The sequence below is a fragment of the Shinella sp. BE166 genome, assembly GCF_051201095.1.
In the GTDB taxonomy this organism is placed as follows: Bacteria; Pseudomonadota; Alphaproteobacteria; order Rhizobiales; family Rhizobiaceae; genus Shinella; species Shinella lacus.
Map to the genome: position 1 here is coordinate 66,326 of NZ_JBPEHL010000016.1, position 17,059 is coordinate 83,384.

Annotated in this window: 18 protein-coding genes; 11 read left to right on the top strand and 7 right to left on the bottom strand. The window is 66.6% G+C overall.

Annotated elements, in window-relative coordinates; all coding sequences use genetic code 11:
• Positions 1 to 17: 17 nt before the first annotated feature.
• A complete protein-coding gene (locus J2Y63_RS28310; protein WP_435268844.1) occupies positions 18 to 1,004 on the bottom strand; it encodes an aldo/keto reductase in 987 nt (328 codons plus the stop codon).
• A gap of 160 nt (positions 1,005 to 1,164) precedes the next feature.
• Between J2Y63_RS28310 and J2Y63_RS28315 the strand changes: the two genes are divergently transcribed.
• The 6 genes from J2Y63_RS28315 (at position 1,165) to larA (ending at position 7,118) form a co-directional block, all read left to right on the top strand.
• Complete coding sequence (locus tag J2Y63_RS28315) at positions 1,165 to 2,385, top strand: ABC transporter substrate-binding protein (RefSeq protein WP_435268845.1); 1,221 nt, start codon at positions 1,165 to 1,167, stop codon at positions 2,383 to 2,385.
• A 106-nt stretch (positions 2,386 to 2,491) separates the two neighbouring features.
• The gene (locus J2Y63_RS28320) at positions 2,492 to 3,361 is read left to right on the top strand and encodes a branched-chain amino acid ABC transporter permease (RefSeq protein ID WP_435268846.1); all 870 of its coding nucleotides are present in this window, start codon (positions 2,492 to 2,494) and stop codon (positions 3,359 to 3,361) included.
• Between the two features lie 19 nt (positions 3,362 to 3,380).
• The gene (locus J2Y63_RS28325) at positions 3,381 to 4,382 is read left to right on the top strand and encodes a branched-chain amino acid ABC transporter permease (protein ID WP_435268847.1); all 1,002 of its coding nucleotides are present in this window, start codon (positions 3,381 to 3,383) and stop codon (positions 4,380 to 4,382) included.
• Positions 4,379 to 5,104 carry an ABC transporter ATP-binding protein gene (locus J2Y63_RS28330; protein WP_435268848.1) on the top strand — a complete coding sequence of 242 codons (726 nt, stop codon included), beginning with the start codon at positions 4,379 to 4,381 and terminating at the stop codon, positions 5,102 to 5,104. The genes J2Y63_RS28325 and J2Y63_RS28330 overlap by 4 nt, the downstream gene beginning before the upstream one ends.
• The gene (locus tag J2Y63_RS28335; protein WP_435268849.1) at positions 5,101 to 5,829 is read left to right on the top strand and encodes an ABC transporter ATP-binding protein; all 729 of its coding nucleotides are present in this window, start codon (positions 5,101 to 5,103) and stop codon (positions 5,827 to 5,829) included. The genes J2Y63_RS28330 and J2Y63_RS28335 overlap by 4 nt, the downstream gene beginning before the upstream one ends.
• Positions 5,829 to 7,118, top strand: coding sequence for a nickel-dependent lactate racemase (gene larA / locus J2Y63_RS28340; RefSeq protein WP_435268850.1), 1,290 nt, complete (start codon positions 5,829 to 5,831; stop codon positions 7,116 to 7,118). The genes J2Y63_RS28335 and larA overlap by 1 nt, the downstream gene beginning before the upstream one ends.
• Here larA and J2Y63_RS28345 read toward each other — a convergent pair.
• Positions 7,099 to 7,875, bottom strand: a complete 777-nt coding sequence (locus J2Y63_RS28345; RefSeq protein WP_435268851.1) for a FadR/GntR family transcriptional regulator — start codon at positions 7,873 to 7,875, stop codon at positions 7,099 to 7,101. The two genes, larA and J2Y63_RS28345, sit on opposite strands and share 20 nt — an antisense overlap.
• 82 nt (positions 7,876 to 7,957) lie before the next feature.
• Here J2Y63_RS28345 and J2Y63_RS28350 point away from each other — a divergent pair, with 82 nt between their 5' ends.
• From J2Y63_RS28350 to larB, 4 genes are read left to right on the top strand one after another with little or no spacing between them, the layout of a single operon-like run.
• Entirely contained in the window at positions 7,958 to 8,896 is a 939-nt protein-coding gene (locus J2Y63_RS28350; protein ID WP_435268852.1) for an NAD(P)-dependent oxidoreductase, read from the top strand.
• Complete coding sequence (locus J2Y63_RS28355) at positions 8,893 to 10,125, top strand: LarC family nickel insertion protein (protein ID WP_435268853.1); 1,233 nt, start codon at positions 8,893 to 8,895, stop codon at positions 10,123 to 10,125. The genes J2Y63_RS28350 and J2Y63_RS28355 overlap by 4 nt, the downstream gene beginning before the upstream one ends.
• Positions 10,122 to 10,919 (top strand): adenine nucleotide alpha hydrolase, encoded by a 798-nt coding sequence (locus J2Y63_RS28360; protein WP_435268854.1) that lies wholly within the window; start codon positions 10,122 to 10,124, stop codon positions 10,917 to 10,919. Before J2Y63_RS28355 ends, J2Y63_RS28360 begins: the two co-directional genes overlap by 4 nt.
• A complete protein-coding gene (gene larB, locus J2Y63_RS28365) occupies positions 10,916 to 11,584 on the top strand; it encodes a nickel pincer cofactor biosynthesis protein LarB (RefSeq protein WP_435268855.1) in 669 nt (222 codons plus the stop codon). The genes J2Y63_RS28360 and larB overlap by 4 nt, the downstream gene beginning before the upstream one ends.
• Before the next feature lie 5 nt (positions 11,585 to 11,589).
• Here larB and J2Y63_RS28370 read toward each other — a convergent pair whose 3' ends face one another.
• Genes J2Y63_RS28370 through J2Y63_RS28385 form a run of 4 tightly spaced genes read right to left on the bottom strand, consistent with a single transcriptional unit; the run spans position 11,590 to position 15,419 of the window.
• Entirely contained in the window at positions 11,590 to 12,438 is an 849-nt protein-coding gene (locus tag J2Y63_RS28370; RefSeq protein WP_435268856.1) for a fumarylacetoacetate hydrolase family protein, read from the bottom strand.
• 28 nt (positions 12,439 to 12,466) lie between these two features.
• Entirely contained in the window at positions 12,467 to 13,210 is a 744-nt protein-coding gene (locus J2Y63_RS28375; RefSeq protein WP_435268857.1) for an SDR family oxidoreductase, read from the bottom strand.
• Between the two features lie 2 nt (positions 13,211 to 13,212).
• Positions 13,213 to 13,968, bottom strand: coding sequence for a FadR/GntR family transcriptional regulator (locus J2Y63_RS28380; protein WP_435268858.1), 756 nt, complete (start codon positions 13,966 to 13,968; stop codon positions 13,213 to 13,215).
• Entirely contained in the window at positions 13,965 to 15,419 is a 1,455-nt protein-coding gene (locus J2Y63_RS28385) for an FAD-binding oxidoreductase (protein ID WP_435268859.1), read from the bottom strand. The genes J2Y63_RS28380 and J2Y63_RS28385 overlap by 4 nt, the downstream gene beginning before the upstream one ends.
• A 161-nt stretch (positions 15,420 to 15,580) precedes the next feature.
• On the opposite strand from J2Y63_RS28385, the gene gloA reads away from it, so the two are divergent.
• A complete protein-coding gene (gene gloA / locus J2Y63_RS28390) occupies positions 15,581 to 15,997 on the top strand; it encodes a lactoylglutathione lyase (protein ID WP_435268860.1) in 417 nt (138 codons plus the stop codon).
• Between the two features lie 100 nt (positions 15,998 to 16,097).
• Here gloA and J2Y63_RS28395 read toward each other — a convergent pair whose 3' ends face one another.
• Positions 16,098 to 17,057 (bottom strand): ABC transporter permease, encoded by a 960-nt coding sequence (locus J2Y63_RS28395; protein WP_435268861.1) that lies wholly within the window; start codon positions 17,055 to 17,057, stop codon positions 16,098 to 16,100.
• Between the last annotated feature and the right edge of the window lie 2 nt (positions 17,058 to 17,059).

Here is a 17,059-nt window from a genome sequence, read left to right on the forward strand (position 1 = left end):
CGGTCAGCCGGCGGCGGCTACCAGCGCTGATGGACGTATTGGCGGATGTCCTCGTCGTAGATCTTCACGATCTCCTCCATGACCTCCTTGGGGAGCGCCGGCAGCGTGGCGGCCTCGGCGTTGGAGCGCGCCTGCGCCGGATTGCGCGCGCCGGGAATGGCGACGGTGATCGCGTCGAACATCAGGATCCAGCGCAGCGCGAATTTCGCCATGGTTGTATCGCCGGACACCAGCGGGCGGATGCGCTCGACCGCATCGAGGCCGGCCTCGTAGGGAACGCCGGAGAAGGTCTCGCCGACATCGAAGGCTTCGCCATTGCGGTTGAACAGGCGGTGGTCCGTCGCCTCGAACTTGGTGTCGCGCTTGAACTTGCCGGAGAGAAGACCGCTCGCCAGCGGTACGCGGGCGATGATCGCAACGTTCTTCTGCTTCGCCTCCGCGAAGAAGCGTTCGGCGGGGCGCTGGCGGAAGGCGTTGAAGATGATCTGCACGCTGACGACGCCCGGATATTCGATTGCCTTCAGGGCTTCCTCGACGCGCTCGACGCTGACGCCGTAATGGCGGATCTTGCCCTCCTCGACGAGCCTGTCGAGCCGCCCGAAGACCTCCGGATGGTAGTAGAGGTCGGTCGGCGGGCAGTGCAGCTGCACGAGGTCGAGCGTTTCGACGCCGAGATTCTTCAGGCTGCGGTCGATCCAGGCGTTGAGATTCTCCGCACTGTAGCCATCGACGGACTGCGCGGGCAGGCGTCGGCCGGCCTTGGTGGCGACGAAGGGTTTTTCGCCGCCGCGTTCCTTCAGAACCTTCGCGATGAGGCGTTCGGAATGGCCGTCGCCATAGACATCGGCGGTGTCGATGAAGGTGACGCCAGTGTCGAGCGCGGCGTGCAGCGCGGCCAGCGCCTCCTCGTCGTTCACCTCGCCCCAGGCGGCGCCGATCGCCCAGGCGCCGAAGCCGATTTCGCTGACGCTGCGGCCCGTGCGACCGAATTGTCGTGACTGCATTTTCATTCTCCCTTGTGGGTTTTCCATCCCGTGCGGACTTCCGAAATGCCGCCCGGCCGGTGCACGACCACGCTTGACATCTCCCTGGCAACGGTATTATCAGAAAACAGGGTTGTACGACAACCCGGTAAGACGGCAAAATCGCCATCGGGAGGAAGAAATGGTGAGATCCAGCCTATTGCGGGGCAGCGCGCTTGCGCTCAGCCTTGGAACATTCATCCATCCGGCGCTCGCGCAGGATGCGGAAAACGTCATCAAGATCGGCGTCGTCGCCGCGGAATCCGGCGCCTTCGTCTCGGCCGGCCACACGCTGCCCGCCGGCGTCGGGCTTGCCGTCCAGCAGATCAACGATGCCGGCGGCATCAAGGTCGGCGACAAGACCTACAAGCTCGAAATGGTCAAGCGCGACGACCGAACGGATGTCGCGACTGCCATCGCCGCAACCCAGGAACTGGTGCGCGACGAAAAGGTCCAGGCGATCTTCGGCTCGGAATCGCACGACTTCACGCTCGCCATGGCCAAGATCACCCAGCCCGCCAAGGTCGTGCATTTTGCCGGCAATTCCACGCTCGGCAAGGTGCTGACGCCCGACGGCGTAAAGGCCGGCGGCGACGTGCATTACCTCTTCCAGTCGGAACCGCAGGAATTCCAGCGTTCGGGCTCGACGGCGCGCGGCGTTCTCAACCTGCTGGAGCCGCTGCTCGGCTACAAGCCGAAGAAATCGGTCATGATCGTCGGTAACGACGCGACGGGCCAGTTCCTGTCCTCCTTCTACATCACCGCGCTCAAGGCCGAGGGACAGGAAGTTCCGGACATCATCTTCTACCCACCGGATACCACCGACTTCTCGCCGTTCCTCACCAAGGCGAAGAGCTTCGAGCCGGATACGATCCACTTCTGGTACAACGGCGATTCGACGCTGACGGCCCTGCCGCAGGCGATCGAACTGGGTGCCGCCAAGAGCTACTTCCTGTTCGGCGTCGATCCGGGCATCTGGAAGGAACGCGGCCTCTCCGCCGACGTGCCGGTGGCCATGAGCTGCGTGCCGGTCTGCTGGGGCGCATCGTCAAACCCGAACTCGAAGACCTATTTCGACGCTTACTTCGCGGCCGGCGCGCCGCATGGCGTCACCTCGTCGGTCTCGCTGCTTTACCACGACTATGTGCATTTCCTCGCCAAGGCTTGGGAAAAGGCCGGCACGCTCGATCCGGACAAGACGGTCGAAGCGCTGATGTCGATGGATTATTCGGGCGTCGTCTCGGACAAGCTCGCCTTCAACGAAACACACCAGGTGACGCATGCGACGGAAGTCTGCGCCGCGGCACCCGGCGGCGACATCACCTGCTCGATGCAGCAGCCGCCTGAAAAAGCGCCGGAATAAACCCTGTGCCGATCGATCCGCTCCCGCCGGGTGAAAGCCCTGCGGGAGCGAATGCCAACGGAGGCGGAACGGCCTGGCCGCCGCCTCGCACAGACGGAAGAATGCCGTGGACATCCTCATCCAACAGATCCTCAACGGCCTGTCGATCGCCAGCGTCATCACGCTGATCGCGGTCGGCGTCACGCTGATCTTCGGCCTGACGGGCATCATCAACTTCGCCCACGGCGAATTTCTCATGGTCGGCAGCATCGTCACCTGGCTCGCCGTCGGCAGCGGCCTCGGCTTTCCGCTCGCCGTTGCGCTTGCGGTCGCGGCCGTCGCCCTGATGGGCTATGTGCTCGAACGCGGCATCTTCCGTTTCACGCTGGAGCGGCCGACGAACGGGTTCATCGTCTCGCTCGGCCTCATCGTCGTGCTGCAGCACATCGTCATCCTGTTCTTCGATCCGAACCAGAAGAGCATCCCGCGCCCGCTTTCCACCGTGTGGGACGTCGGCGGCGTGCGCATCGCTTCGGTGCGCGTCATGGTCATCCTCGTCACCGTCGCCGTGGTCGCCGCCACCTATATGATGATCACCCGCAGCCGCTACGGCCGGGCGCTGCGCGCCAGCGTCGAGGACCGCGACACGGCAGCCCTGATGGGCATTCCGGTGCGCCGCTACATCACGGGCGTTTTCGTGCTCGGCAGCGCGCTCGCCGGCCTTGGCGGCGCCCTCCTCATCGCCCTCTTCCCGATCACGCCGTTTACCGGCGGCACCATGGTCATGAAGGGTTTTGCTGTCGCGCTCATCGGCGGCCTCGGCAATCTCACGGGCGCCGTCGCGGCGGGCCTGATCCTCGGCATCGTGGAGGGCCTCAGCGCAGGCTACGGCTTCTCCGAATGGACCGACGCCTACTCCTTCGGCCTCATGATCCTCGTCCTGCTCTTCCGCCCGCACGGCCTGTTCGGCGGCACGAGCGGGCCGAAGATGGCTTGAGAACAGAACGGCAGGAACCATGATTTCGTCACGCAACTCCCTTCATTCGCTGTTCGCGGTCCTGGCGCTGCTGGTGCTTCTCGCACTGGTGCCGCAGTTCTCGCCGAGCAACCGGCTTCTCTCGCTCGCCATCTCAGCCGGGATCAACGTCATCGCGCTCTATGGCCTTTCCGTGCTGTTCGGCCAGACCGGCATCCTGTCGATGGGCCACGCGGCTCTAGTCGGCGTCGGCGCCTATACGGCGGCCATGCTGCTGCGCGATTTCGACGTTGGCTTCTGGGTGGCCCTGCCTTTCGCAGGGCTGTTCGCGGCCATTGCCGCGGCCATCGTCGGCATCCCGTCTTTGCGCGTCAGCGGCCACCACTTCGTCATCATGACCTTCGCCTTCGGCCAGCTCCTGACGATCGTGCTCACCAATGGCGGCGATTTCACTGGCGCGGCAAGCGGCATCTCGATCCTGCGGCCGGTCACCTTCTTCGGCATCGACCTCGGCGACCTGCCGCGCTTCTATGTGCTGGTCGTCGCCTTCGTCGCGCTGGCGGCCGTGGCAAGCTGGGCCATCATCAACTCCTCCTATGGCCGCACATTGCGCGCCATCCGCGAGAACGAGAAGCTCGCCGCTGCCCTCGGCATCAATGTCGGCCGGCACAAGATCGGCGCCTTCGTGGTCAGCGGCGTCTATGCCGGCGTGTCGGGCGTTCTGCTCGCCTATTTCCTCGGCCATATCTCGCCCCAGCAGTTCGCCTCCTTCCCGAGCATCTACCTCGCCCTGATGGTGATGATCGGCGGCGCGCGCCTGCTGCTCGGCCCGCTCGCCGGCGGCATCCTCGTCGCCTTCCTGCCGGAAGTGCTGAACCTCGACCCGGTCGAATCCCGCATCGTCTACGGCGTCTGCCTGATCGCCGTCATCCTGTTCCTGCCGAACGGCCTGATCGCCGGCATCGGCGAACTCTGGCAGCGCCTCGTCGGCGGCTTCAGCAAGACGAGCACCGAAGCCACCCTGAAGGAGACCGGCCGATGAGCGCCCTTCTGGAAATCTCCGGCCTGCGCAAGCAGTTCGGCGGCGTGGCGGCGCTTGCGGGCGTCGATCTCAGCATCGAGGACGGCGAGATCCTCGGCATCGTCGGCCCGAACGGATCGGGCAAGTCGACCCTGTTCAACGTCATCACCGGCGTCCACAGGCCGACGGCCGGCCGCGTCACCTGGCGCGGGCAGGACGTGACCGCCATCCCGCCGCACCGCATCTCGCAGACCGGCATCGGCTACACCTTCCAGCAGGCCATGGCCTTCACCGGCCTCAGCGTGCGCGAAAACGTCACCATCGCGACCGAACATTGCAAGCGCGCCGACGCGCGCGACTTTCCCTGGACGACGCCGGATGCGCTGATGGATTTCGTCGGCATCCGCCACCTCGCGGAAGAACGGGCGGGCGTGTTGCCCTTCGGCAGCCTGCGCCTGCTCGGGCTGGCGCTGGCGCTTGCCACACGGCCGATCCTGCTTTTGCTCGACGAACCCGCCGCCGGCCTGAACGACAAGGAGACGGCCGCACTGGTCGGCCTGGTCAAGCAATTCCCGCAAAACGGCATCAGCGTCTGCGTCATCGACCACGACATGAAGCTGATGCAGATGCTCTGCAAGCGTCTGGTCGTGCTCGATTTCGGCTCCAAGATCGCCGACGGCGCAACGGCCGACGTGCTGCGCGATCCGAAAGTGCTCGAAGTCTATCTCGGAGGCGACCTGTGACCCTGCTTTCCGTTTCCAGCGTCTCCACCGGCTATGGTGCCACCACCGTCAACCGCGACGTCTCGCTCACCCTCGATGCCGGCGAGATCGTCACCGTGCTCGGGCCGAACGGCGCGGGCAAATCCACGCTCCTGCGCACCATCGCCGGCCTTGTCCGCCCGCGCGCGGGAACGGTGACCTTCAACGGCGAGGACGTGACCGGCTCGCCGCCGGACGTGATGGCGCGGCGCGGCGTCGTGCTCGTGCCCGAGGGCCGGCGCATCTTCGCCGACATGAGCGTCGAGGAGAACCTGCGGCTCGGCGCCTATACCCGCACGGACGCCGCCGCCGTCGAGGCCGACATCGCGCTGATGGAGAAGTTCTTCCCCATCCTCGCCGTCAAGCGCGCGCAGAAGGGCGGCTCGCTCAGCGGCGGCCAGCAGCAGATGTTGGCCATTGCCCGCGGCCTGATGGCGCGGCCGAAGGTGCTGCTGCTCGACGAGCCCTCGCTCGGCCTCTCGCCGCTGCTGGTGAAGGAGATCCAGGGCATCATCCTCAATATCGGCAGGGAATTCGGCGCCTCCGTGCTGCTCGTCGAGCAGAATGCCGGCCTGGCGCTTTCCGTCGCCGCGCGCGGCTATCTCATGCAGAACGGCCGCATCATGCTGTCGGGCGCCATCGACGAGCTGCGCGATATGTCGCTGATGCGCGAGCTTTATCTGGGCGGCGTGAAGGAGAGCGCGTGATGGGCGGGCATCCGGTTTCCGTCTCCTACGGCCGGGGGCACCTGCCCATCGACCTGCCGGCCGGGGCCGTGCCGACCGTCATCCGCAAACGCGCCCTGCCGAAAATCGCCGACCCGCAGGGCGCGGTCGAGGCTGCGCTGGAAGCACCGATCGACGCAGCGCCGCTGTCCGAACTGGCGCGCGGGCGCCAAAGCGCCTGCATCCTGATCTGCGACATCACCCGACCCGTGCCAAACCGGTTGTTCCTCGGCCCCATGGTGCGCACGATGATGGCCGCCGGCATTCCGCAGGATGCCATCGCCATCCTCATTGCCACCGGCCTGCACCGCCCCAATCTCGGTGAGGAGCTGGCCGAACTGATCGGCGATCCCTGGGTGCTGGAGAATATCCGCATCGTCAACCACGACGCCCGCGACGAGGCGGTGCATATCGACCTTGGCGTCACCCCGACGCGCGGCACGCCCGTCAAGCTCGACCGCCTGCTGGTCGAGGCGGACCTGCGCATCGCCACCGGCCTCGTCGAGCCGCATTTCATGGCCGGCTGGTCGGGCGGGCGCAAGGTGGTCGCCCCCGGCGTCGCCCATCACGAGACCATCCGCACCTTCCATTCGGCCCGCTTCATGGAAGATCCACTGGCGGTGCAATGCAATCTCGTCGGCAACCCGCTGCACGAGGAGCAGTTGCAGATCGTCCGCACGCTCGGCGAGATCTACGCGCTCAACACCGTGCTCGACGAGGATCGCGACCTCGTCTGCGTCACCTTCGGCGAGATCATCGCGAGCCATGCGGCCGCCGTCGATTTCGTCAGCGACGCCACCCGCATCGGCGTGCCGCACAAGTTCTCGACCGTGGTCACCTCGTCGGCCGGCTACCCGCTCGACAAGACCTATTACCAGACGATCAAGGGCATGGTGACGCCGATCGACATCCTGGCACCCGCCGGCACGCTGATCATGGTGTCGGAATGTTCGGAGGGTTTTGGCTCGCCCGAATTTCGCGAAGCACAGGCGCGGCTGGTCGACCTCGGCCCCGAACGCTTTCTCGCCACGCTGACGGCCAAATCACTCGCCGAAATCGACGAATGGCAGACGGAGATGCAGCTCAAACCGATGCGCGTCGGTCGGATCGAACTCTATACGACCGGCCTTCAGGGCGATGACCGCCGGCTGACCGGCGTCGGCATGATCGACGATATCGGCGCGGCAATCGCCCGCAGCATCGAGCGGAGCGGTGATCCCCGCGTCGCGGTGATCCCGGAGGGACCTTATGTCATTCCCCAGACGGCGTGACGGACGGCGGGCCGATGCGCTCGGTCGTGTCGCGCAATTCGGCGAAGCGGGCGAGGCTGCGGGTGAGATGCGTCCTCAGCGCCTTCTGCGCGCCCTTGTCGTCGCCCGCCTCGATAGCCGCGAAGATCGTTTCGTGCTCGCGGTGCATGCGGCTCGTATGCCGCGTCTTCTCCGCCTTCGCCATCGCCTCGAAGCGCGCCCACTGGCGCGGCATCATCAGGGTGCCGAACGTATCGAACAGCCGCGCGTAATAGGGATTTTGCGTGGCGACCAGGATCGCGCGATGGAACGCGGCATCCTCCATTGCGCCGGATTCGCCCCGTTCGATCGCCGCATCCAGCGCGTCGAGGCGGGCGCGCATGCGCCGGAGGTCCTCCTCCTCGCGCCGCAGCGCGGCAAAGCCGCCGGCCTCCACCTCCAGGCCGACACGCAGTTCGAGCACGCTGATCACGTCGTCGATCGATTGCAGGTCGTTCGGCACGATGGAGAAGGCGCGCGGCTTCGGATCGTTGGTGACGAAGGCGCCAAGGCCCTGGCGGGTGGTGATGAGCCCGCGGGCGCGCAGGGCGGCAAGCGCCTCGCGCACCACCGTGCGGCTCACGCCCGTCTGGGTCATGATCGCCTGCTCGGTCGGAAGGCGCTGGCCCGGCGCGAGATCGCCGGATTCGATCTGCGCCGCCAGGGCGTCGACAAGGCCGCTGCGCAGGTTCGGGACCTGCTGGATGGCGTCGAAAAATGCCGTGTCCTTGTCCGTCATCGTCCGAATCGAACTCCTTCATGCGCCCCGGCCTGCGGGCGGCGAAAACTCCCTGCTATCCGATGATGCGGGAAAAATCAAAATGAGAGACAACCAAAGGGAGGATGCGATGAGGGAACGGATCGGTTTCATAGGGCTTGGCGCCATGGGCGCCGGCATGGCCGGCAACCTGCTGGCCAAGGGTTTTCCGCTTACCGTGCTCGCCCACCGCCGCCGCGAGGCGATCGACGACCTCGTCGCGCGCGGCGCACAGGAGGCAGCCACGCCCCGCGCGCTTGCGCAGGCATGCGACATCGTCGTGCTCTGCGTGACGGGCTCGCGCGAGGTCGAGGAGGTCGTGAAAGGCCGCGACGGGCTCGTTTCCGCCGGCAAGCCGCTGCTCGTCATCGACTGCTCCACCTCCAACCCGGCGCAAACCACGGCGCTCGCCGCCGAGCTCGAAGGGCAAGGCATCATCCTCCTCGATGCGCCGCTCGGGCGAACGCCGAAGGAGGCGGCGGAAGGCAAGCTCGACGTGATGATCGGCGGCGCGGCGGAGCACGTCGCCCGCGCCCGCCCGGTGGTCGAGGCCTTCGCCGGCCGCGTCATCCATACCGGTGCCACGGGCAGCGGCCACACCATGAAGCTGCTCGTCAACTTCGTCTCGATGGGCTACTCGACAATCTATTCCGAAGCGCTGACCGTCGGCGCGAAGATGGGGCTGACGCCGCAGGTTATAAACAGCGTGCTCAGCGGCAGCCGCATGGACTGCCCCTTCTACCAGGCCTTCTTCGATTTCGTGCTGAACCGCAACGAGAACGCCCAGCGCTTCGCCATGACGAACGCGCTGAAGGACATGAGCTATCTCGCCGCCACCGCGCAGGCGGCCGGCGTCGTCAATCCCATCGGGGCGGCGGTGCGCAACAGCTTTGCCAGCGCCGTCGCGGCCGGCAAGGGCGAGGCCTTCGTGCCGGCGCTCTCCGATGTCATCGCCGGGCTGAACGGCATATCGCTGCATGACGATGGAGCGGACGGCACATGAACGCCTTCCACCTCGATCCGCTCGGCGGCATGGCCGGCGACATGTTCGCCGCCGCCATGCTCGATCTGCGGCCCGAGCTGGAGCCGGGATTGCACGATCTCATCGCCCGCTGCCCGCTGCTGCACGGCGTCTCGGCCACGCTCGCGCCGCATGACGACGTTGTGCTGACGGGCCGGCGCTTCACGGTGACGAACGACAATGCGCCAAAGGACCACCCGCCCCACCATCATCATCACGCCCATGATGGCCACCATCACCATGACGATAGTCCTCATAGCCATGTCGAATGGCGCTCGATCCGGCACGCGCTCGACCATATGCCGGCGCCCGCCGCGGTGATCGGCCATGCCATCGGCATCTTTTCCGAACTCGCCGCCGCCGAGGCCCGCGTGCATGGGACGACGCCAGAAGCCGTAACCTTCCACGAGGTCGGCGCCTGGGATTCCATCGCCGACATCCTGGCCGCCGCCTTTCTCATCGATGCCGTGGGGCCTGCCGAGTGGACGGTCGGCGCAATCCCGCTCGGCTCCGGAAGGATATGCACGGCCCACGGGCTGCTGCCGGTCCCCGCCCCCGCGACGGTGCTGTTGCTGGAAAGCTTCCCCATGATCGACGACGGCGTGGGCGGCGAGCGGGTGACGCCGACGGGAGCGGCGATCCTGCGTTATCTCTGCAAGGGCGGGGATGGCGCCGTGCGCTCCGGCAGGTTCGCCGGGTCCGGCCACGGTTTTGGCACGCGCCGGCTAGCCGGCGTCAGCAACTGCCTGCGCATCCTCGCCTTCGAGCGGGGAGAGGATATCCAGGCCGACCGGGTCACCGTGCTCGAATGCGAGATCGACGACCAGACGAGCGAGGACCTGGCGATCGCCCTTGCCCATATCCGCGCCCATGCCGGCGTGCTGGATGCCCTGCAGGCGGTCGCCTTCGGCAAGAAGGGCCGGCTGATGACGCATCTGCGCGTGCTTTCCGTCCCGCACGCCGCCGACGAGGTCGCGCGGCTGATTTTCGACGAAACGGCGACGCTCGGCATCCGCCGCACCGTCACCGAACGCCTGACGCTGCCGCGCCGCAGCCACGAAACACAAGCCGGCGGCCGGACGCTTCCAGCCAAGACCGCCGCACGCCCTTCCGGCGACACGATGAAGCTGGAGGCCGATGCCCTGTCGGCGGTCGCCGGCCGGGCCGCGCGGGAACGGCTGCGGCGCGAGGCAGAAGGCGGCAACCAATGAGCCGCCCCCTCGGCGACGTGATCGGCGAGATCGGCACGGCGGCGCTGGCGCTGAGCGGCGGCGTGGATTCCATCACGCTCGCGGTCTTTGCCGGCCGCCATCTCGGTCCTTCCCGAGTAACGATGCTGCACGCGGTTTCGGCCGCCGTGCCGGCGGAGGCGACAGCGCGGGTCGAGGCCTGGGCGAGCCGGGAAGGCTGGCGGCTGGAGCTGATCGATGCCGGCGAATTTTCCGACGAGAACTACCGCGCCAATCCGGTCGACCGCTGCTTCTTCTGCAAGGGCAATCTCTACGGCACCATCGCGGGCCGCACGGGGGCGACGATCCTTTCGGGCACCAACACCGATGACCTCGGCGAATACCGGCCCGGCCTCGATGCCGCAAAGCGCAATGCCGTGCGCCATCCCTTCGTGGAGGCGGGTATGGACAAGCCCGCGGTGCGGTCCCTCGCTCGCACCCTCGGCCTCGGCGATCTCGCCGAACTGCCCTCCTCACCCTGCCTGTCGAGCCGCGTCGAGACCGCGATCCGCATCGAGCCCGCAATACTCGTGGCCATCCACGCGGTGGAAAAACTCGTCGCCGCCCGGCTCGCGCCCGAAACGGTACGCTGCCGCCTGCGCCGCGCCGGCATCGTCGTAGAGCTCGATCCCGCAAGCCTGTCGGCAGCGGGCGACGATATGCGCTTGGCGCTTACGGGCGATATCACCGCCTTGCTCCCACCGGAAATCGCAGGCGTGACCATCGCCTTCGCGCCCTATCGAAACGGCAGCGCCTTCCTGCGGGAGGGCGCATGAGCGATGTCGTCTTCGATTTCGACCGGGAAAGCCGCATCGGCCTTGGCGAGGCCGTGCTGTGCGGTGAAAAATCCGTGGCCCAGATCGACACGATCCTTGGGGGCGCCTTCGCACGCAACGCCAGTCTCCTGCTGACGCGGCTGGCGCCGGAAAAGGCCGAAGCGCTCGCCGCCGCCTACCGCACGCAGATCGACTACTGCCCCCTCTCCCGCACTGCGTTCTTCGGCCCGGTGCGGCCGGTCGCCGATAGCCGCTCGGTGGCGATCGTCGCTGCCGGCACCTCGGATGCGCCGGTCGCTCGCGAGGCGGCGCGCACGCTCCGGCATGCGGGCGTCGAGGCATCTCTCATCGTCGATGTCGGCGTGGCGGGCCTCTGGCGGCTGATGGAGCGGATCGAGGAAATCCGCGCCTTTCCCGTCGTCATCGCGGTGGCGGGCATGGACGCCGCGCTCGCCAGCGTGCTCGGCGGCCTCGTCGGCTCGGCGGTGATCTGCGTGCCGACCTCCGTCGGCTACGGCGCGGCGGAACAGGGGCGCACAGCGCTCAACGCCATGCTGGCGAGCTGCGCCTCCGGCCTCGCCGTCGTCAACATCGATAACGGCTATGGTGCCGCCTGTGCCGCGCTGCGTATCATCGCCTCCGCCCGGCGGATCACCGCCGCCTGAGCCCTTCAGGCCGCGTCGACGGTGAGCTGCTGCTGCTCGCCAAGGCCCTCGATGCCGAGGCGGATGGTCTGGCCGGCCTTGAGGTAGATCGGCTCCGGCTTGATGCCGAGGCCGACGCCGGGTGGGGTTCCTGTCGAGATGATGTCGCCCGGCTGCAGGCTCATGAACTGCGAGATATAGTGCACGAGGAAGGCGACGCCGAAGACCATGGTGCGCGTCGAACCGTTCTGGCGCGAAACGCCGTCGACGGTCAGCCACATGCCGAGGTTCTGCGGATCGGCGATCTCGTCGCGCGTCACCATCCAGGGGCCGATGGGGCCAAAACTGTCGGCCGACTTGCCCTTGGTCCACTGCCCGCCGCGCTCGGCCTGGAAGGCGCGTTCGGAAACGTCGTTGATCAGGCAGTAGCCGGCAACGTGCTTCATCGCATCGGCTTCCGAGACGTAGCGCGCCTCGTGAACGATGACGACGCCCAGTTCGACCTCCCAGTCCGTCTTCACCGAGTTGCGCGGGATGATGACATTGTCGTTCGGTCCGGTGATGGCGCTCGTCGCCTTCATGAAGAGGATCGGCTCCTTGGGGATTTCCGCGCCGGTCTCGGCTGCATGGTCGGCATAGTTGAGGCCGACGCAGATGAACTTGCCGACGCGCGCCACGCACGGCCCCATGCGGCCGGGATCGGCGGCGAGCGGCAGACTTGCCGGGTCGATTGCCGCAAGGCGGGCAATGCCCTCATTCGTCAGCACGCCGCCGGCAATATCGTCGACATGGCCGGAAAGGTCGCGCACGCGCCCTTCCGAATCGAGCAATCCCGGCTTTTCGGCGCCGTGCGAACCGTAACGGAGAAGTTTCATGGTCTTGTTCCCGTGGAAATAAAGCGGATCAGGCGTTCGTCCAGCCGCCGTCGATGACGACGGCGTTGCCGGTCATGAAGGCGGACTCGTCGCTGGCGAGGTAGACGACCAGTTCGGCGACCTCGCCGGCCGTGCCGAGCCGGCCCATCGGCTGGCGGCCGATAAAGGTGGCGCGGGCGGCGTCATAGTCGCCGGTCGCGCGCATGCGGTCCTGCAGCGAGGGGCTTTCGATCGTGCCGGGGCAGATGGCGTTCACGCGGATACCCTTCGTCACATAGTCGACGGCCACCGACTTGGTAAGCCCGATGACGGCGGCCTTGGTCGTGCCGTAGATGAAGCGGTTCGGCGCGGCGATGACCGTGGAGGCGACCGAGGCCATGTTGACGATCGACCCGCCGCCGCGCTCCAGCATGCCGGGCAGGAAGGCGCGGATCATGCGGTACATGGAGCGCACGTTGAGCGAGAGGGAGAAATCGAAGGCGTCCTCGTCGCAGTCGAGGATCGTGCCGTTGTGCACATAGCCGGCGCAGTTGAAGAGGATGTCGGGTGCCGTAATCGAGCCGGCGAAGCGCTTGATCGCTTCCGGATCGAGCACGTCGAGGGCGCGGGTCTCCACGCCGGCCATGCCGTCGAGCGCGGCGAGCTTGCCCGCGTCGATGTCGGTCGCCACGACCCTTGCACCCTCACGCGCGAAGGCGAGCACGGTCGCGTGCCCCATACCCTGCCCGGCGGCCGTAACAACGGCCGTCTTTCCCTGCAACCTGCCTGCCATGTTCATGATTCCCTTTCGAAATGATCGTCCGCGCCGTCGGGGTCGACGGTCGCGGCCGGAAGACCCACGCGGCGCGCGGCGCCTGCAAGATGCTCGGTCATGGCGCGCCGGGCGCCGTCGACATCGCCGGCCGCAATGGCATCCAGGATGCTCTGGTGCTCGCCGAGCGTGATGCTCGCCAGATCATCCGAGCGCTGCTGGTGGCCGGAGGCGAGAATGCTGTCGCGCACCCGCTCCGAGGCGAACATCAGGAAGGGCGCCATATAGGAATTCTGCGTGGCCGAGGCGACGGTGCGGTGGAATTCGAGGTCAGTCTTCAGCCAGGTGACGCTGCCATAGGGTGCTGCCGCCATAGTCGCCAGCGCCTCCTTCATCGCGTCGATGTCCGCGTCGGTGCGCCGCTGCGCGGCGATCCCTGCAATCTCAACTTCGAGGATGCCGCGGATCTCGAACAGGTTCTTGAAGGCATCCGCCTCCTGCAGGGAATCGTGGTCGATGGTGAGGACGGTGGTGTTCTGCGCATCGGCCACGAAGGCGCCGCGGCCCTGCTGCGACCAGATGCGTCCTTCCGACCGCAGCCGGGCGATCGCCTCGCGCACGACATTGCGGCTGACGCCGAAGGTCTGCGCCAGCGCCTGCTCGGTCGGCAGCTGGTCGCCCGGCTTCAGCCGCCCCTGCGCGATTTCGCGCGAGATGGAGCTTGCGACCAGCGTCGACAAATGCGGACCGCGATTGACCTTGTCGAGTTTCAGCATCATGGATCACCCCGTTCGTCCGTCTCTTCAGACGGCAGGAGTCTACCTATATTCATAATCGCCGCCGGATCGAGTGCCCGCTTGATGCGGAAGGCGAGATCGAGCGAAACCGGGTCCACCCGTTCAAGAAAAGCTGCTTGCTTGACGCGGCCGATGCCGTGCTCGGCGCTGAGCGAACCGTCGTAACGGTCGACCACATCGAAGATCACCATCTCCGCCTCGTGGAACAGATGCTCGATATCGGCGGGATCATCCATGCCGACCGGCGGCACGATGTTGAGATGAATGTTGCCGTCGCCGACATGGCCGTAGGTGACGGCCAGCGCCTGCGGGTGGCTTGCGGCCAAGGCCACAAGCGCATCATCGACGAAGCCGGCAAGGCTGGAGATCGGCACAGAGACATCGGTGCGCAGGTAACGCCCGCCGCGCCCCTGCGCTTCCACCATCACCTCGCGCAGCAGCCAGAGCTGCGCTGCCTGCGCCCGGCTCGTCGCCACCGCGCCGTCGACCACCAGATCGGAAGCACCGATCAGGAAATCCTCAAGGATGGCGCGCAGGTCGACGCGCCCGCCGGCCGAGGCCTCGATCAACACATAGACGGGGCAGACCGTCTCGAAGGGCTCGCGGAAATCGCTGCGGGCGGCAAGCGCGATCTCGATGCCGCCGCGCAGGATCAGCTCGAAGGCATTCAGCAGGTCGCTGCATTCGCGCCGCGCCCGGGCGTAAAGCTCCATGGCATCGGCAACCGAGCGCAGGCCGACCAGCGCGGTCTCGATCTGGCTGGGCTTCGGGAACAGCTTCAGCGACACCGCGGTGACGATGCCGAGCGTACCTTCGCTGCCAATGAAAAGCTGCTTGAGGTCATAGCCGCGGTTGTCCTTGCGCAGGAGCTTGAGGCCGTTCCAGATGCGGCCGTCGCTCAGCACCACTTCGAGGCCCAGCACCAGGTCGCGCGTCATGCCGTAGCGCAGCACGTTGAACCCGCCGGCATTGGTGGCGACGTTGCCACCGATCCGGCAGCTGCCCTGCGCGCCAAAAGTGATCGGCAGGATGCGGTCCTGCGCCTCCGCCGCAGCCTTGGCATCCTCCAGGATACAGCCGGCCTCGACGACCATGGCATAGTCGATGGGGCTGACGGAACGCACCCGGTTCATGCGGTCGAGCGACACGACGACCTCGTCGCGCGGCGTGGAGGCGACAGCCGCACCGACAAGCCCGGTCAGCCCGCCCTGCGGCACGACGCCGATGCCGTTTTGCGAACAGAGGGCGAGCAGGCTCGAGACGTCGGCGGTCGAGCGGGGCCGCGCGACGGCGAGCGGCAGGCCGTGGTGATCGCCCGTCCAGTCGCGCGTGTAGCGTTCCATGTCTTCCGGCGCGGTCAGGAGAAGGCCGGCCGGCAACTCCGCCAAAAGCGCCGCCAGCTTTTTTTCGCGCGCGGAACCCGCCACGTTCATCACTTCTTCTCCTCGCTCGCCCGAAGGGCTGGACAAGTATCCTACTTGCATGGTTATCATACAACACTGATAAGGAACATCAAGGGCGGTCACACTTTTTCCAAAGCCGTTCCGATGTGGAAGTCAGAATGAAAACTGCCACTTAATGGAGGAATGCCACCATGGCCGATGCACCGAGCCAGTTCCGCATGATGCACACGATGATCCGGGTTTTCGATCTCGACGCCTCGATCAAGTTCTACACCGAGCTTCTCGGCATGACGCTGCTGCGCCGCGACGACTATCCCGAGGGCAAGTTCACCAATGCCTTTGTCGGCTACGGTCCGGAAGAGACGGACACCGTCGTCGAACTCACCTACAACTGGGGCCGCGACGAGGGTTATGGCCTCGGCACCGGCTTCGGGCACCTCGCGCTCGGCGTGCGCGACATCTACGCCGTCTGCGGCGCGCTGGAAAAGCAGGGTGCCCGCATTCCGCGTCCGCCAGGCCCGATGAAGCACGGCACGACCCACATCGCCTTCATCGAGGACCCGGACGGCTACAAGATCGAGCTGATCGACCTCGACACGATGTCCTGACCGCAAATAGCGGAGTCGTGATCGACAATGGAGGGAGCCGCGCCCGACGGCGCGGCTCCCCAGCGGGCGAATGGGAGAGTTTCCGCCCGAACCGGCCATGTCACTTGATGACCGGGATCTTGCTGCGGTCGATGGTGATAGCGACCGCGATGATGAGAACGGCGCCGAAAACCACGTTTTCCGCAAAGATATTGACGCCGACGAAGGTCATGCCGATCCGCACGATCGAGATGATCAGCGCGCCGACAGCCGTGCGCGCCACCCCGCCAAGCCCGCCGGTGATCGCCGTGCCGCCGACGATGACGGCGGCGATGGCCGGGAGCAGCAGCTGGTTGGCGAGGCTCGGCGAGCCGCTGGAAAGGCGCGATGCGAGGATGACGCCGGCAATGGCAGAAAGCGTTCCCGACAGGGCGAAGGCGACGATCTTCACGCGGTCGACATTGACGCCCGCCGCAAGGGCTGCCGGCTCGCCTGCCCCGACCGCGAAACTGTAGCGGCCGAACCGGGTGTAGCGCAGGACGAGAAAGCTCACGAGGCCGACGCCGGCCGCCAGGATCGCCACGACCGGAAGGCCGGCGACCGTGCCGTTGATCCACATCGTGTTCTGCCGCCCGGCCTCCTCGATGGTGATGGCGCGACCTTCCGCGATCCACAGCGCGATGCCCGCGACGACGCCCCCCGTCGCCAGCGTCGCCACGAAGGACGGCACGCGCAGGCGCACATGCACCACACCGCTGAGGATGCCGAAGACGGTTCCCGCTGCAATGGCGACCGGAAAGGCAAGAATGCCGAGCGACGGCAGGAGCTGGGCGAGGATGACGCTCGCCAGCGACGCGACCGCCTGGATGGAGAGGTCGATGCCGCCGAGCAGGATGACGAAGGTGACGCCCGTCGCCAGGATGAAGAGGACGGCGGTGTTGGCGAGCAGCAGCGCCAGCGTCTCGCCCGTCAGGAAGCCCGGCGAACCGATCTCGACGATCACGATCAGCAGGACGAGCAGGGCTGGCGGAATGGCGCCCTGGAACCAGCCGGCCGCGATCCTATCGGAAAACTTCTTCATGG

Bases quoted from the DNA above. Each gene is read 5' to 3' on its own strand.
- J2Y63_RS28310 (WP_435268844.1), bottom strand. From the start codon at position 1,004: ATGCAGTCACGACAATTCGGTCGCACGGGCCGCAGCGTCAGCGAAATC.
- J2Y63_RS28315 (WP_435268845.1), top strand. From the start codon at position 1,165: ATGGTGAGATCCAGCCTATTGCGGGGCAGCGCGCTTGCGCTCAGCCTT.
- J2Y63_RS28325 (WP_435268847.1), top strand. From the start codon at position 3,381: ATGATTTCGTCACGCAACTCCCTTCATTCGCTGTTCGCGGTCCTGGCG.
- J2Y63_RS28330 (WP_435268848.1), top strand. From the start codon at position 4,379: ATGAGCGCCCTTCTGGAAATCTCCGGCCTGCGCAAGCAGTTCGGCGGC.
- larA (WP_435268850.1), top strand. From the start codon at position 5,829: ATGGGCGGGCATCCGGTTTCCGTCTCCTACGGCCGGGGGCACCTGCCC.
- J2Y63_RS28345 (WP_435268851.1), bottom strand. From the start codon at position 7,875: ATGACGGACAAGGACACGGCATTTTTCGACGCCATCCAGCAGGTCCCG.
- J2Y63_RS28350 (WP_435268852.1), top strand. From the start codon at position 7,958: ATGAGAGACAACCAAAGGGAGGATGCGATGAGGGAACGGATCGGTTTC.
- J2Y63_RS28355 (WP_435268853.1), top strand. From the start codon at position 8,893: ATGAACGCCTTCCACCTCGATCCGCTCGGCGGCATGGCCGGCGACATG.
- J2Y63_RS28360 (WP_435268854.1), top strand. From the start codon at position 10,122: ATGAGCCGCCCCCTCGGCGACGTGATCGGCGAGATCGGCACGGCGGCG.
- larB (WP_435268855.1), top strand. From the start codon at position 10,916: ATGAGCGATGTCGTCTTCGATTTCGACCGGGAAAGCCGCATCGGCCTT.
- J2Y63_RS28370 (WP_435268856.1), bottom strand. From the start codon at position 12,438: ATGAAACTTCTCCGTTACGGTTCGCACGGCGCCGAAAAGCCGGGATTG.
- J2Y63_RS28375 (WP_435268857.1), bottom strand. From the start codon at position 13,210: ATGGCAGGCAGGTTGCAGGGAAAGACGGCCGTTGTTACGGCCGCCGGG.
- J2Y63_RS28380 (WP_435268858.1), bottom strand. From the start codon at position 13,968: ATGATGCTGAAACTCGACAAGGTCAATCGCGGTCCGCATTTGTCGACG.
- J2Y63_RS28385 (WP_435268859.1), bottom strand. From the start codon at position 15,419: ATGAACGTGGCGGGTTCCGCGCGCGAAAAAAAGCTGGCGGCGCTTTTG.
- gloA (WP_435268860.1), top strand. From the start codon at position 15,581: ATGGCCGATGCACCGAGCCAGTTCCGCATGATGCACACGATGATCCGG.
- J2Y63_RS28395 (WP_435268861.1), bottom strand. From the start codon at position 17,057: ATGAAGAAGTTTTCCGATAGGATCGCGGCCGGCTGGTTCCAGGGCGCC.